Origin of the sequence: Altericroceibacterium indicum (genome assembly GCF_009828105.1) — a bacterium.
Taxonomy (GTDB): Bacteria; Pseudomonadota; Alphaproteobacteria; order Sphingomonadales; family Sphingomonadaceae; genus Altericroceibacterium; species Altericroceibacterium indicum.
Genome location: NZ_WTYQ01000001.1, coordinates 1,016,164 through 1,030,072, shown reverse-complemented (window position 1 = coordinate 1,030,072; position 13,909 = coordinate 1,016,164). Strand labels below are relative to the sequence as shown.

At 57.5% G+C, this 13,909-nt stretch carries 12 protein-coding genes, 3 tRNA genes and 1 pseudogene; 10 read left to right on the top strand and 6 right to left on the bottom strand.

The genetic code is table 11. The features are described from left to right. The first annotated feature begins 71 nt into the window (after positions 1 to 71). A pseudogene (locus GRI39_RS05030) lies at positions 72 to 852 on the top strand (IS5 family transposase). A gap of 58 nt (positions 853 to 910) precedes the next feature. Continuing rightward, positions 911 to 1,309, top strand: coding sequence for a hypothetical protein (locus GRI39_RS05025; protein WP_160738531.1), 399 nt, complete (start codon positions 911 to 913; stop codon positions 1,307 to 1,309). Positions 1,310 to 1,341: 32 nt separating this feature from the next. Here GRI39_RS05025 and GRI39_RS05020 read toward each other — a convergent pair whose 3' ends face one another. Both GRI39_RS05020 and GRI39_RS05015 read right to left on the bottom strand, forming a co-directional pair. After that, entirely contained in the window at positions 1,342 to 3,411 is a 2,070-nt protein-coding gene (locus GRI39_RS05020; RefSeq protein ID WP_160738530.1) for a site-specific integrase, read from the bottom strand. Positions 3,412 to 3,520: 109 nt separating this feature from the next. Further along, positions 3,521 to 3,597: transfer RNA gene (locus GRI39_RS05015), tRNA-Pro, on the bottom strand. 109 nt (positions 3,598 to 3,706) lie between these two features. On the opposite strand from GRI39_RS05015, the gene thyA reads away from it, so the two are divergent. The 6 genes from thyA to GRI39_RS04985 all read left to right on the top strand — a co-directional run bounded on the left by thyA (position 3,707) and on the right by GRI39_RS04985 (position 8,976). Further along, a complete protein-coding gene (thyA, locus tag GRI39_RS05010) occupies positions 3,707 to 4,663 on the top strand; it encodes a thymidylate synthase (RefSeq protein WP_160738529.1) in 957 nt (318 codons plus the stop codon). 150 nt (positions 4,664 to 4,813) lie between these two features. Further along, a complete protein-coding gene (locus tag GRI39_RS05005) occupies positions 4,814 to 6,094 on the top strand; it encodes a 3-methyl-2-oxobutanoate dehydrogenase (2-methylpropanoyl-transferring) subunit alpha (protein ID WP_160738528.1) in 1,281 nt (426 codons plus the stop codon). Next, positions 6,091 to 7,149: an alpha-ketoacid dehydrogenase subunit beta gene (locus GRI39_RS05000; protein ID WP_160738641.1), complete on the top strand. Its 1,059-nt coding sequence runs from the start codon at positions 6,091 to 6,093 to the stop codon at positions 7,147 to 7,149. The genes GRI39_RS05005 and GRI39_RS05000 overlap by 4 nt, the downstream gene beginning before the upstream one ends. 4 nt (positions 7,150 to 7,153) lie before the next feature. Continuing rightward, a complete protein-coding gene (locus GRI39_RS04995; protein ID WP_160738527.1) occupies positions 7,154 to 8,500 on the top strand; it encodes a dihydrolipoamide acetyltransferase family protein in 1,347 nt (448 codons plus the stop codon). Positions 8,501 to 8,730: 230 nt separating this feature from the next. Beyond that, positions 8,731 to 8,807, top strand: a tRNA-Asp gene (locus GRI39_RS04990). A gap of 92 nt (positions 8,808 to 8,899) precedes the next feature. After that, a tRNA-Asp gene (locus GRI39_RS04985) sits at positions 8,900 to 8,976 on the top strand. 58 nt (positions 8,977 to 9,034) lie between these two features. On the opposite strand, the gene GRI39_RS04980 is transcribed toward GRI39_RS04985, so the two are convergent. The 4 genes from GRI39_RS04980 to GRI39_RS04965 form a co-directional block, all read right to left on the bottom strand. Continuing rightward, positions 9,035 to 9,250, bottom strand: coding sequence for a DUF2842 domain-containing protein (locus tag GRI39_RS04980; RefSeq protein ID WP_160738526.1), 216 nt, complete (start codon positions 9,248 to 9,250; stop codon positions 9,035 to 9,037). Beyond that, the gene (locus GRI39_RS04975; protein WP_160738525.1) at positions 9,250 to 9,834 is read right to left on the bottom strand and encodes a 5-formyltetrahydrofolate cyclo-ligase; all 585 of its coding nucleotides are present in this window, start codon (positions 9,832 to 9,834) and stop codon (positions 9,250 to 9,252) included. Before GRI39_RS04975 ends, GRI39_RS04980 begins: the two co-directional genes overlap by 1 nt. Positions 9,835 to 10,108: 274 nt before the next feature. Beyond that, a complete protein-coding gene (locus tag GRI39_RS04970; protein ID WP_160738524.1) occupies positions 10,109 to 10,471 on the bottom strand; it encodes a cell division protein ZapA in 363 nt (120 codons plus the stop codon). Beyond that, positions 10,468 to 10,680: a hypothetical protein gene (locus tag GRI39_RS04965; protein WP_160738523.1), complete on the bottom strand. Its 213-nt coding sequence runs from the start codon at positions 10,678 to 10,680 to the stop codon at positions 10,468 to 10,470. The genes GRI39_RS04970 and GRI39_RS04965 overlap by 4 nt, the downstream gene beginning before the upstream one ends. A 209-nt stretch (positions 10,681 to 10,889) precedes the next feature. Between GRI39_RS04965 and tkt the strand changes: the two genes are divergently transcribed. Further along, entirely contained in the window at positions 10,890 to 12,878 is a 1,989-nt protein-coding gene (gene tkt, locus GRI39_RS04960) for a transketolase (RefSeq protein WP_160738522.1), read from the top strand. A 14-nt stretch (positions 12,879 to 12,892) separates the two neighbouring features. Next, a complete protein-coding gene (gene gap, locus GRI39_RS04955) occupies positions 12,893 to 13,903 on the top strand; it encodes a type I glyceraldehyde-3-phosphate dehydrogenase (protein WP_160738521.1) in 1,011 nt (336 codons plus the stop codon). Positions 13,904 to 13,909 lie beyond the last annotated feature (6 nt).

Below are 13,909 nucleotides of genomic sequence, written 5' to 3'. Positions count from 1 at the left end.
CTAGGCGGCGTGGACAAATTGGTTGACGTTGCGATGGCGGGTTGATTCAAGGCTGCCTTTTGGAGGCGGGCTTGAGTCGGGGTGATCTTACCGAAGCAGAATGGCGTGTTTTGAAGGGGTTGCTTCCGATTGATGCGTCGAACCGTGGGCGCGGACGACGTCCTGAAGAGAACCGTGCGATCATCAACGGCATTCTCTGGCGACTTCGCTGCGGCACACCCTGGCGCGACGTTCCGCCAAAATACGGCAACTGGAACACGATCTATCGGCGGTTCAGGCGATGGAGCGATGCCGGGGTTTGGGAGGCCGTGTCGGTTACACTGGCCGAGATCATGGCGGACAGCGGCCACTACAGCATCGACAGCACTACGGTTCGCGCCCATGTTTCGGCGGCGGGCGGAAAAGGGGGACTCGTCGAAGAGCTCTTGGCCGCTCGCGGGGCGGGTTCACCAGTAAACTTCACTGTCTGGCTGATGGACGAGGGCGACCGCTCGCCCTCCACCTGACAGTCGGCGAAGCCGCTGATTGCAAGGCCTATGACGCCCTGATCGCTATGGCAGACCAAACACCCAAGGCGCTACTGGCTGATAAGGGATACGATGCCGACGCCATTCGCGCCGATCTTGCCGAACGCGGTATCGAGGCCGTCATTCCCGGACGATCAAACCGCCGTGTGCCGATCGAGCACGACAGGAAACTCTACAAGCAGCGCAACCAGATCGAGCGCTTCTTCGGACGCCTCAAGATCAACCGCGCCATCGCGACACGCTATGATCAACTCGCGGACAGCTTCCTTCCATGGTCCACATCGCCACCGCCAGATACTGGCTCAAATTTGTCCACGCCGCCTAGGCTTCGTCGAGATTTTCCGAAGATTGCTGAACTTGTTGACCGGCTTTCGGCGGGAGGCATGACGGCTCCCGAAGCGCAATTGCTATTCCATATGGCCCTCGATGATGCGCCAGCTCATATGGGTGCCGAATTCGCATCGCGTTTCGACTCTCTGCCCGAACGACGCCTCGAAGGCATCGATACTTTCACCCGACTGTGTAAGGAGCGGGCTTCCCTAACTCATTTGCGCTCGCTGGTGGATGTTGAGCTGAGCAGGGTGGAAGAGGAGGTCGAGATTTCGCGTGAGCGTCTCTTCCAGACCGTTTTGGATGCCGAAAGAGTCCCTGCCTACGTCAAGCAATTCTTCGCAAAATGCCAAGACGCGGGAATGACGGGTGCCCAGTTTCGCGACCTGACGAAAGAGGACATTCGGATCTTGATCGACCTGGTCCAGAGACGGATCGGAGGCGAAAAGTAGCGGGACCTGTTACGGCGCAGCCCCATGACTAGCTAGGTCGGCTTGCGAGATTTGCCAGCGTCAGATCTCAGTTTCCGATACCGACCACTCCCTACGCGGGAACGCATATCGATCGGCAGCAAGCGGATCGGAGTAGGGTCGAGATGAGTTGTAATTTCGGGCACATACCGATGGATAAATTCGAGGCGCTCGCGAAGCACAATCTCGAGGCCTTCGGTCTGGATTCGCTTCGAATAATGCTTGGCGTTCGTGCCGGTCCTGTCGTGCCCCATTACGTCAGCGCGCAAGATTTCATTTACGCCGTCTACTTCGTAGAATGAGGAACCGAGGGCGCGGATGGAATGGATATCCGGCCCTTTGCCCTTGTCATTCACTCTGACTTCCATCCGATCAAAAATCCACTGGACCATAAAGCGCCAGGCGCGATCGTAGAATTGGGCGCCGCCTCGCTTGCTCTCGAAAAGATAGAGTTCCGGGAAGAGAGCAACGTGGCCCTCGGCGCGGACCGCTTCGACGTAGTCGAGGAACCCGAGGCGGATGAGCTGCCGGTGAAGGGGTATCTTGCGCCTGCGCGCCAACCTCTTCTCACCGCTCTTTTCTCCGTCTCGGCCACGGGTGAAGTTATCCCGGATATGGATGTGGGGGACCGGGTGATCGACCACCACGTCCGCGATTTCAAGGCCGCATATCTCCTCACGGCAGGCGTGGGTATAATACCAGATAAGCGGTGCCCAGTAGGCGGCGTCGTGCCATACTTGCGGGCTCAGGCTGTCCGTTTTCAGCCGCTTCTTTCCAGGGCCACCTCCACAATATAGCGGCGATCTGAACAGACATTCGAGCTGTTCCCTTTCCCAAGCCGGCCGAAGGTCACTGGTGTCTTCCGCAGGAATGGTCATGGTCGCCGCAGCGAAGTCGAGCACGACAGAGCCGGGCACTCTGGGCTTCCACGCCGAGCGTTCCAAGTGCTTTGCCACCGTGCTCATTGTGCTCAGATCGCGGTTCACCGTCTTGAGGCTGCGCTCAAGCTCGGGCGTCAACTTCGGCAGTTCCTTCTGAACCTCTTCGAAGGGACGCGACATATTACCCTTTTCAAGCGTTCCGAACCTGAAACCCCGTGCCGGGATTAAGAGCAACCTCTGCACGTAGGTCTCGACGTCGCGATGATCGCAAGACCCGAGTTCCCGATCGCCCGTCATCCATGCGAAACACTGCAAGATCATCCGCTGCTGCTTATCGTCCTTCCACACTTTCTTCCGCTTCAGCGTGGCGAGAGTATCCTCGATAATTTCGCTGAACCGGCGATTATCGTAGATCGCGAAAGGGCATTCTGTATTTGGCGCGGGGGAGGGTAGGCTCGTGTTCGCAGCAGGAGCAGTGAGACCTTCGGTCTTGGACAAAAGGGCTTTCACTTCGGCAGACAATTCGCCCAGGTCCGCCATCATAGTCCGCAAAGGATCGGCCGAGTCCAGGACGTCCTCGTCGAATACGCGTTGCGCCCGTGCGCTGGCGGAAGCGCCCGCACGGATCATGTGGGTCCGAGCAGCAGCAATGTTGGATTCGCTGGGCGTCGCGCCAATCGCTTTCAGGGCAGCACTAACGTATTCGTCGGATAGAGCATCGCGTATCTGATCGACCAGTGGGCGTGCCCATTCAGGCGTCAGTTCCATTGCGCCCTGTGCCGAGTTGGCGGCGGCGTCGAGCCTGGCGATTTCGCAGGGATCCATTTCGTAACGTGGGTCAGGTAGGCGAAGCTGCCGGTAAGCCTCGCCGTGGCGCGCTGCTTCCTCCGTGACCGAGGACGACCAAGGGGCGTTTTCGTAGGCGGCCGATAGCCAAGAGCCGAGCTGCTGCTCGAGTTCCCGGCGGAAAATGGCCTCGATCTCGACACCGGTCAGGTTGCGCTGGCCTTCCGGCATGGTCTTCACATCCGCCCTTACAATTACGAAACGCGCCGAAAGGATCGCCGCGCGCTCGCGCGCGGCACACGGATCGGCAGTCTGCAACGCCAAGGTTAGCGGCTTGGAGATAATATTTCGGAAATGAATGCGGCGGCGGAACGAATAGCGGCCCTCGATCCGGATGGTGAAGGGGATGCGGCTCATCGATAACGACCTTCCCGCATGTGCTCCCGCTATGTGTATTGGTCGTGTGACCAACACGGTGCGGAAACCCATGCTAAAAGGCGGAAATCTGCGGCTTAGCGCGCTAAAATGGTCGGGGAGAGAGGATTCGAACCTCCGGCCCCTGCCTCCCGAAGACAGTGCTCTACCAGGCTGAGCTACTCCCCGACCGATGCTACCGCCGGGCCTTGAAAGCGCAGCGGTGCGAGGCAGGTGGGCCGTATAGGAGTGGCTTTACGCTCTGGCAAGACCTCTTTTTGCGCGCTAGGCAGCCCCTATGAATAGCCCCTTCCAAAACTCTGATTCTTCGCTTTCCCGCCATTATGAATGGCAATATCTCGATCTTATGCGGGCGATTTGGGAAGGGGGAAGCGAGCGGGTTGATCGGACGGGTGTGGGCACGCGATCGATCTTTGGGGCGAGCTTGCGGTTTGATCTGTCAGATGGGCAAATGCCTTTGATGACGACCAAGCGGGTCTATTGGAAAACCGCCACGCGCGAGATGCTCTGGTTCCTGACCGGAGGGACCAATATCCGCGAACTTCTGGTGCAGGGAGTGACGATCTGGAGCGATTGGCCACTGGCGCGTTATCGCAAAGTTACGCAGGACGAGATCTCTCAGGAAGCGTTTGAAAAGCGTATTGTTGAGGATGCGGATTTTGCAGAGCGGTGGGGTGATCTGGGGCCGGTTTATGGCAAGCAATGGGTGGATTGGCCTACCTATTTGCCTGCTGGCGATGGCTTGTTTCGGCGCGGGGAGGGGATCGATCAGATCACTCAACTTATTGAATCTCTTAAAAATAATCCTGGGAGTCGGCGCCACATTATCGAAGGCTGGAATGTGGCTGAGCTTGATCAGATGGCTTTGCCGCCCTGTCACAAGACCTACCAGTTCCATGTCGCGGAAGGGAAGCTCAATGGCCTGCTTTTTCAGCGGTCCTGCGATGTCGCTTTGGGGCTTCCTTTCAATCTCTGGTCGGCGGCGCTGTTGCAGAGGATGCTGGCGGCGCAAACCGGTCTAGAGCCGGGGGAATTCGTCTGGATGGGGGGCGATGTGCACCTGTATCTCAACCATGAGGCGCTGGTGAAAGAACAGCTTTCACGGGAACCTGTGGGCTCTCCACGGCTTCATTTAAAGAGACAGCCAGAGTCGATTTTTGATTATCGGATCGAGGATTTTGAAGTCACCGGTTACGAGCCGAAAGGGGCCATAAAGGCACCTATCGCGGTCTAAGAGGTACTGAAAAGGTCTGAAAAGCGCCATCTGAAGGCTGACCATCACCGGCCTCGGCACCGACGATCCTGACGATTGACTGTTTCGCTAAAGCGCAATAATATGTCTTCAATATAAAGATATATTCCATAGCGAGCGGGAGAGCCTCGAATGGTGAAGCAAGCCGAACAGGCCGGGATTAATCGTCCACGATTGTCCCTTCACGTGCCCGAACCGAGAGGTCGGCCGGGCGATACAGCTAATTTTTCTTATCTCGACATCCCCGAGGCAGGCGATCAGCCACGCCCCGATGAATCCTGCGAGCCAAAAGAGACATTTCCGCTCTGCGATACTATCATCCGGGTGCTAGGTGATGACAATCAGGCCCATGGTGCCTGGGACCCGCAATTATCGCCTGACAAGATGCGCGCCATCCTTCGCGATATGGCTTTGGTGCGCGCCTTTGATGATCGGATGTATCGCGGGCAGCGGCAGGGCAAGACCAGCTTCTATATGAAGTGCATCGGGGAAGAGGCGACTTCAGTGGCAGCGACCCATGCGCTTGATTTTGATGATATGACGTTCCCGTCCTATCGCCAGCAGGGCATTCTGATCGCGCGGGATTATCCGCTGGTTGATATGGTCAACCAGATCTATTCCAACCGTGCTGATAAGCTCAAAGGTCGCCAGCTTCCGATCCTCTATTCAAGCCGCGAATATGGCTTCTTTACGGTGTCGGGCAATTTGACCACCCAACTGCCGCAAGCGGTGGGCTGGGCCATGGCGAGCGCGATCCGTAATGACAGCCGGATTTCGGCAAGCTGGACGGGCGAGGGTTCCACCGCAGAAGGTGATTTCCATTCCGCCCTGACCTTTGCCGCTGTTTATAATGCCCCGACGATTTTCAACATCGTCAACAACCAATGGGCGATTTCGAGCTTTTCCGGTTTTGCCGGAAGCGAGCGGGCGACTTTTGCCGCGCGGGCCATTGGCTATGGCGTGGCGGGCCTCAGGGTGGACGGCAATGATCCGCTGGCGGTCTATGCGGCAGAGCGCTGGGCAGCGGATCGGGCGCGCAGCAATCACGGGCCGACATTGATCGAACATTTCACCTATCGCGCTGAAGGCCATTCCACATCGGATGACCCTTCAGCCTATCGTTCTGCGCGCGAGCGTGAGGAATGGCCGCTGGGTGATCCGGTGACGCGGCTTAAAGATCACCTCATCGCGATTGGTGAATGGTCCGAAGAGCAGCAGGAGGCGATGGATAAGGAACTGGCCGAACAGGTCCGCACCGCGACCAAGCAGGCGGAGAAGAATGGCATCCTTGGCCATGGTCTGCACCATCCGTTCCACACCATGTTCGAAGATGTATTCGAAGAATTGCCCTGGCATTTGAGAGAGCAGAGCGAAGCAGCTTTGCGGGAGAGGAAACTGAAATGGCCGGAATGATCCATGAAGAAGACGATCCCGTAACCCTGGCCGATGCACCCACCCGCCGGCTTAACATGATCGAGGCGATCAATGACGCGCTGGACATCATGCTCACCCGTGATCCCGATGTGGTGATTATGGGGCAGGATGTCGGCTATTTCGGCGGTGTGTTTCGCGCCACGGCTGGCCTGCAGGAAAAGCACGGCAAAACCCGCGTGTTCGATACGCCGATCAGCGAATGTGGCATTATCGGTGCGGCTGTGGGGATGGGGGCCTATGGCCTGCGCCCCGTGCCCGAAATCCAGTTTGCCGATTATATCTATCCCGGCCTTGACCAATTGGTGAGTGAAGCGGCGCGTTTGCGTTATCGTTCAGCGGCGGAATTCACCTCACCCATGACGGTGCGAACGCCTTTTGGGGGCGGTATTTTTGGTGGCCAGACGCATAGCCAAAGCCCGGAAGCCTTGTTTGCCCATGTTTCGGGCCTGAAGACGGTGGTTCCATCCACGCCCTATGATGCCAAGGGCCTGCTGATTGCCGCGATTGAAGACAATGATCCGGTAATCTTCTTTGAACCAAAGCGGATTTATAATGGCCCCTTCGATGGCTATTATGATCGCCCCAATACACCATGGAAATCCTATGATGCCTCCGAAGTGCCGGAAGGGTATTATTCCATTCCCTTAGGTAAAGCGCGGATCGTTCGTGAAGGCGAAGCGATGACGGTGCTGGCCTATGGCACGATGGTGCATGTGGTGGAGTCCGTTTGCCGCGAAAAGGGCGTGAATGCCGAAGTGATCGATTTGCGCACGCTGGTGCCGCTCGACATTGAGGCGATTGAAAAGTCGGTCAGGAAAACCGGCAAATGCCTTATCGTGCATGAGGCGACCCGCACGGCAGGCTTCGGCGCGGAGCTTTCCGCATTGGTGCAGGAACGCTGTTTCTATCATCTTGAAGCGCCGGTGCAGCGTGTGACGGGGTTCGATACGCCCTACCCCCATAGTCTCGAATGGGCCTTCTTCCCCGGTCCAATCCGCATTGGCGAGGCTATCGACACTTTGATGAGCGAGTAAGCCCATGGCCCGTTTTACATTCAATCTGCCCGATATTGGCGAAGGTATCGCAGAGGCCGAGATTGTCGCCTGGCATGTGAAAGTGGGGGACCGGATCGAAGAAGATGGCCGCCTTGCCGATATGATGACCGATAAGGCGACGGTCGAGATGGAAAGCCCGGTGGCGGGCAAAGTCCTCGAAGTGGCGGGCGAAGAGGGCGATGTGATCGCCATCGGCTCAGCGCTGGTGGTGATCGAAGTCGATGGCGAGCTGCCTGACGATGTGGCTGAGGCGAATGAGGAAGTAGCGGCTCCGGCACCTACGCCCGCTCCAGCACCCGCTCCAGCGCCGCCGCCTGAGCCTGCTCCAGCACCCGCTCCAGCGCCGAAGCCAGCGCCTGAACCTGCTCCGGCCCCAAAGCCAGCACCTGAACCTGCTCCGGCCTCGAAGCCTGCGTCTGCTCCAAAGCCAGCGCCCAAAGCAGCGGCACATTTGTCGCATAAGGTTCAGGCCAGCCCGGCGGTCCGCCAGCGGGCCAGGGATCTTGGCATTGATCTGGCAGATATTCGCCCCGCACAGGATGGCCGCATCCGCCATGGCGATCTCGATAGCTTTATCGCTTATGGGGAAAGCCAGGGCTATGCACCTGCTGGCGAGACGCGGCCTGATGAAGTGATCAAGGTCATCGGGATGCGGCGGCGCATTGCCGAAAATATGGCGGCTTCCAAGCGGAACATTCCGCATTTCTCCTATGTCGAGGAATGCGATGTCACCGATTTCGAGAAGCTGCGGGCTGACCTCAATGCCAATCGCGGGGATCGCCCCAAGCTGACCATGCTCCCTTTGCTGATTACGGCGATTTGCAAGGTTTTGCCGGATTTTCCGATGATCAATGCGCGCTATGATGATGAAGCCAATCTGGTGACCCGCCATGGCGCGGTGCATCTGGGGATGGCAGCGCAAACCGATGCCGGGCTGATGGTGCCGGTGATCCGCGATGCACAAAGCCGCAATCTGTGGCAGCTCGCCACGGAAATTACGCGCCTGGCACAAGCGGCGCGTGATGGCACGGCCCAATCGCACGAACTGTCTGGCTCCACGCTCACCATCACATCGCTCGGGCCGTTGGGCGGGGTGGCGAGCACGCCGGTGGTCAACCGGCCGGAAGTCGCCATTATCGGCCCTAATCGGATTGTGGAACGGCCTATGTTCATTCCCGATGGTATGGGCGGGGAGCGGATTGCAAAGCGCAAGCTGATGAATATTTCGATCAGTTGTGATCACCGTGTGGTCGATGGCTATGATGCTGCAAGCTTTGTTCAGGCGATCAAACGGCTGCTGGAAACACCGGCGCTGATTCTGGTGAATTGAACGAAACTTTCATAGCGTAAAGACATTGGCCCCGTCAGCAATGGCGGGGCCATTTTTATGACAGTTTTTAACACGGCCAGAATGGGCGGAAAAACGCGGGAAATTGCGCATTATCGGTGAGGCTGTGGATAGTTTTTCAGAGAATTTGCGACTTTGCACGATAGCAGCGTTGACAGCTTCTCTTCCCTGACATAGAGGCGCTGCACCCAAGCGGAACAACACGCTTTTAAGCGGGTGTAGCTCAGTTGGTTAGAGCGCCGGCCTGTCACGCCGGAGGTCGCGGGTTCAAGTCCCGTCACTCGCGCCACTTGGGGATCGTTCGAGCAATCGAGACGAAATCGGTAGCGCTCCGGCGCTGTTTTCGTCTGGTTCCTTCGGGCAATGACATAAAGCACCTGTGCGGGTGTAGCTCAGTTGGTTAGAGCGCCGGCCTGTCACGCCGGAGGTCGCGGGTTCAAGTCCCGTCACTCGCGCCATTTATCGCAGTATAAATGAACAAACGGCTCCTTCGGGGGCCGTTTTGCTGTCTGCACTTCAGGCGCTCCAGCGGCCAGTTTCCATCCAGATCAGGAAGCGCCGCAAGGGCAGTAGCCAGGCGACGCCCAGAATAATGTAAACCACCGTCTGAAGCAGCGCATGCAAAGCGCCGATCCATGGCGATAGCAGCATCACACCAACAGCATAGAGCGTCAGAAAGGTCAGCAGGCCCAGAATCCCCAGCGGAATGCGCAAGGTGGGCTTCTGGCGCATCAGTAAGGCCCGTAGAGGCGTGTAGGGGTGATGATGGCGCTTAAAGGCCGGTCATGCGGTTCAGCGGGGAGTTGCTCCACCTTCTGCACATCCCAGGCAAGGCCAATCGCCACCGTTTCGGGGTGGGCTTCCAGCCAACGGTCATAATGGCCGCCGCCCTGGCCCATCCGGTCCCCATCCTCGGTAAAGCCGACCAATGGCACGAACAGAACTTCGGGCACCACTTCAGCGGCCTGCGCCAGAGGCTGCTGACCAAAGGGTCCGGTTTCGAGATGCTCATCAATATGCGGATTGTCCCAGATACGAAACTGCATGGGGGCCATGGCATCAGCGAAATAGGGCAGGGCCAGCGTATAGCCCTGTTCAAAGAACCATGCGGCATACCGCGTTGTCGGCGCTTCACCGGGTATGGAATGGTAAAGGCCGATTGTCGCACCCACGGGCAGTAGATCGAGAATGGCAGCAGGTGGGCGGTTGAAGACAAGGCCCTGCATCGCAGGCGGCAGGCTGGCGGCATGATCGAGCCGCTTGGCGCGCAATTGCTGGCGCAGTGCTTTTTTGTCTTCGATGACCTTATCGCCCATTTTCGGCTACCCCCTTAGCTGACATATGGCGACGAGCGCCGCAGAAATACTCCATGCGCTTCATCGCATATATTCGAAAAAGCCTGGTGGGTGACGGGACCACCATGGGTCGTTTGCCGGGAAATCCTCCGACGCCTCGACGTCAGGTGGGCGCCGTATACATAGGGCCTCAGTGTAACCAAAGCGACCCCGGTAGGGACAGCTCCCTTGGATTGCTTATAGCCTCAGGGATTTTCATGCAGCTCGTGCCGGGCAGTACCCGTCACGCATCTATCTAGGCGTTTGTGGCCGGTTCCTCAAGATGGCTTGCAAGGGATTCGAGCTTTCCGGCAACATTTTCCAATGTTTCGGCAATTTCGAGGTCTAATTGCTCGCCCGCAGGGTCTGGCTGAGAGGGGAGGGCAGCAGAAAGATTCGCCTCCTGTCGCGCCACTGTTTGGCGCAATTCAAAGACTTCATCCGCCAAGATCAACGATGCATAAAGGAAGCTGCGGGCTTCAGACTGGCCGGATACGGAAGGCACTTGCGCAAGGCTTTGATCGATCAACTGGCCTAATTCGCGGATATGTGTTTCCTGCCCTGGAGTGCAGGCAATCCGGTGGGGGCGACCACCAATCGTCAGCTCGATATTGCTCATTTTTCAAGGCTTTCTATCAAGGTGTCGAGATCGTTTAGCGTTGCAGCGACATCTGACCTTAAGGCTTCATACTTATCTGCTATACCATCATCGTGTGGGATAGAGCGAGCCAGGGTTTGATCTGCCTGCAAACGCAGGGCGGATTCTTCAAGACGTGCTGTTGCCTGATGAATACGGTGCAGTGCGTGAGTGATGCGTTGTTTGTCCATTTGTCGCTTGAATAAGAGAAAGATCTTTTGGGGGCAAAGGCTTGGCCATCAAAGCTGTGAACATATATTGAATGAGCGTTAATTCTATCTGACAGCGCAATCAGCCAAGGGCCCTGCTTGACGTGGCGAAGCCTGTCCGCAAGAGAAGCCTCGCGCCGATTCGCAACCCGAGAAAATCCGTAACCCGGCGCCACGCAGGAGCCTTGATGATGAGCCTTGATCCCGCCCGCCTTGCGCCTATGGCCAACGCAATCAGAGCTCTGGCGATGGATGCGGTTCAGGCCGCCAATTCCGGCCACCCCGGTATGCCGATGGGTATGGCCGATGTCGCCACCGTGCTCTGGTCGAAATATTTGAAATTTGATCCCGCAGCACCAGGCTGGGCTGATCGTGACCGTTTTGTCCTCTCCGCAGGCCATGGCTCGGCGCTGATCTATGCGTTGCTGCACCTGTCCGGCTATGACAAGCCGACGATGGATGACATTCGCAATTTCCGTCAGCTTGGCAGCCCTTGCGCCGGCCATCCGGAAAACTTCCTGCTCGAAGCGGTGGAAGCGACCACTGGCCCGCTGGGTCAGGGCCTGGCGATGGCTGTAGGGATGGCCATTGCTGAACGTCACCTCAATGCAGAATTTGGGGCCGATCTGGTCGATCACCGGACCTGGGTGATTGCGGGCGATGGTTGCCTGATGGAAGGCATCAACCACGAAGCGATTGGCCTTGCAGGCCATCTCAAGCTTGGCCGCATGGTCGTGCTGTGGGACGATAACCAGATCACCATTGATGGCAGCACCAGCCTTTCCACCAGCGAAGACATCAAGGGCCGCTATGAAGCGACCGGTTGGCATGTGGTGAGCTGCGATGGCCATGATCATGCCGATATCGCCCGTGCGATTGATGAAGCTGTGGCTGATGATCGCCCGTCGCTCGTCGCTTGCCGCACCATCATTGGTAAGGGGTCGCCCAATAAGCAGGGCACTTCCGCCACACATGGTGCGCCGCTGGGCGATGCTGAAATTGCTGAAGTGCGCAAGGTTCTTGGTTGGGATGCTGCGCCTTTTGAAGTGCCGGCAGATATTCTTGCCGATTGGCGCTCCACTGGCGAACAGGGCAAAGCTGCCCACGCTGAATGGGAAGCCCGCCTTGGCAAGAATGATCGTGGTGCAGAATTTACCGCACGGATGGGCGGTGAATTGCCTGAGCTGACCGGCTGGGACGCGTACAAGCAGGGCCTCGCCAGCGATAAGCCCACTGTCGCCAGCCGCAAGTCGAGCGAAAATGCGCTTCAGGTTTTGACGGCCGATGTGCCTGCCATGATCGGCGGTTCGGCTGACCTTACCGGTTCGAACAACACCAAGACGAAGGCCACGATGCCAATGTCTGGTGATGATTATTCGGGCCGCTATGTCTATTACGGTATTCGTGAATTTGGCATGTCGGCAGCGATGAACGGCATGGCACTCCATGGCGGGATTATCCCTTATGGCGGCACATTCATGGTCTTTTCCGACTATTGCCGCCCGGCCATTCGCTTGTCAGCCCTGCAAGAACTTCGCGTTGTCTATGTAATGACGCATGATTCCATCGGTCTTGGTGAAGATGGTCCGACCCACCAGCCGGTTGAACATCTCCAGTCGCTGCGCGCGATGCCGAACCTTCTGGTGTTCCGCCCTGCCGATGCGCTGGAAACAGCCGAGTGCTGGGAAATCGCGCTCAAGGAAACCAAGCGCCCATCGCTTCTGGCCTTGTCGCGTCAGAACCTTCCGGGTTTCCGGGATGATGCCAGCGAAAACCTCACGGCCAAGGGCGCTTACCGTGCCAAAGCGGCCGTGGCGGAACGCAAGGTTATCCTGATTGCCACTGGTTCTGAAGTGTCGCTTGCATTTGATGTGGCTGCACGCCTTGAAGATCAGGGCATCGGTGCCGATGTGGTCTCCATGCCATGCTCTGAACTTTTCGATGAACAGAGCGCTGAATATCGCCGGGATGTCCTTCCCGATGTTCAGCCTGACACGATTTTGCGTGTATCGATCGAAGCCGGCACGACGTTTGGCTGGGAACGCTATACGATGGCTAACGGCCTCAACATTGGTCTGGATCGTTTCGGAGCTTCCGGCCCGGCAGACCAGTTGTTTGAGCGCTTTGGGTTCACAGTGGACGCGATCGTTCCGCAAATTCTCGCAAAATTAGGACGTTAAGAGGAGTTATTTAAATGGCGACGAAGGTTTCGATCAACGGTTTTGGCCGTATTGGGCGTCTTGTAGCCCGCGCTATCCTCGAACGTGATGACCACGATCTTGAACTCGTGGCGATCAACGATCTGGCAGATGCCAAGGCCAATGCCTTGTTGTTCCAGTATGATTCTACCCATGGCCGCTTCCCCGGTGAAGTAACTGCGGATGACAATTCGATCACCGTCAACGGCAAGAAGATTGCTGTGACCTCTGAACGCAATCCCGGTGATCTGCCGCATAAGGATATGGGCATTGAAATCGTGCTGGAATGCACGGGTTTCTTCCAGTCCAAGGAAGCGTGCCAGCCGCATCTCGATGCCGGTGCCAAGCGCGTGCTGATCTCTGCGCCGGGCAAGGGTGCGGACCGCACGGTTGTGTTTGGTGTGAACCATCAGGACCTGACAGCGGAAGACATTGTTGTCTCCAATGCCAGCTGCACCACCAATTGCCTCGCTCCGGTGGCCAAGGTTCTGAATGACGCGGTTGGTATCGAACGCGGCATGATGACCACGATCCACAGCTACACCAATGACCAGCGTATGCTCGATCAGATGCACAGCGATATGCGCCGTGCTCGCGGTGGTGCGCAGAACATCATCCCAACCACCACTGGCGCTGCCCGTGCAGTGGGCTTGGTTCTGCCGGAACTGAATGGCAAGCTGGATGGTAGCTCAGTCCGTGTGCCGACCCCCAATGTCAGCCTTGTAGACCTCGTCTTCGTGCCATCGCGCGATACGAGCGTTGAAGAAATCAATGCGGCACTAAAGGCTGCGGCTTCGGAAGGCCCGATGAAGGGCATTCTGTCTTATACCGATCAGCCACTTGTCAGCTCGGATTTCAACCATTTCCCAGCCAGCTCCACGGTGGACAGTCTTGAAACCTCCGTCATGGAAGGCAAGCTGGCCCGTGTGGTTTCATGGTATGACAATGAATGGGGTTTCTCCAACCGCATGATCGATACCGCTGGCGTGATGGCTGGTTTGCTCTGAGGAGCG

Coding starts and splice junctions, on each gene's coding strand:
- GRI39_RS05025 (WP_160738531.1), top strand. CDS start 911: ATGACGGCTCCCGAAGCGCAATTGCTATTCCATATGGCCCTCGATGAT.
- GRI39_RS05020 (WP_160738530.1), bottom strand. CDS start 3,411: ATGAGCCGCATCCCCTTCACCATCCGGATCGAGGGCCGCTATTCGTTC.
- thyA (WP_160738529.1), top strand. CDS start 3,707: ATGAATAGCCCCTTCCAAAACTCTGATTCTTCGCTTTCCCGCCATTAT.
- GRI39_RS05005 (WP_160738528.1), top strand. CDS start 4,814: ATGGTGAAGCAAGCCGAACAGGCCGGGATTAATCGTCCACGATTGTCC.
- GRI39_RS05000 (WP_160738641.1), top strand. CDS start 6,091: ATGATCCATGAAGAAGACGATCCCGTAACCCTGGCCGATGCACCCACC.
- GRI39_RS04995 (WP_160738527.1), top strand. CDS start 7,154: ATGGCCCGTTTTACATTCAATCTGCCCGATATTGGCGAAGGTATCGCA.
- GRI39_RS04980 (WP_160738526.1), bottom strand. CDS start 9,250: ATGCGCCAGAAGCCCACCTTGCGCATTCCGCTGGGGATTCTGGGCCTG.
- GRI39_RS04975 (WP_160738525.1), bottom strand. CDS start 9,834: ATGGGCGATAAGGTCATCGAAGACAAAAAAGCACTGCGCCAGCAATTG.
- GRI39_RS04970 (WP_160738524.1), bottom strand. CDS start 10,471: ATGAGCAATATCGAGCTGACGATTGGTGGTCGCCCCCACCGGATTGCC.
- GRI39_RS04965 (WP_160738523.1), bottom strand. CDS start 10,680: ATGGACAAACAACGCATCACTCACGCACTGCACCGTATTCATCAGGCA.
- tkt (WP_160738522.1), top strand. CDS start 10,890: ATGAGCCTTGATCCCGCCCGCCTTGCGCCTATGGCCAACGCAATCAGA.
- gap (WP_160738521.1), top strand. CDS start 12,893: ATGGCGACGAAGGTTTCGATCAACGGTTTTGGCCGTATTGGGCGTCTT.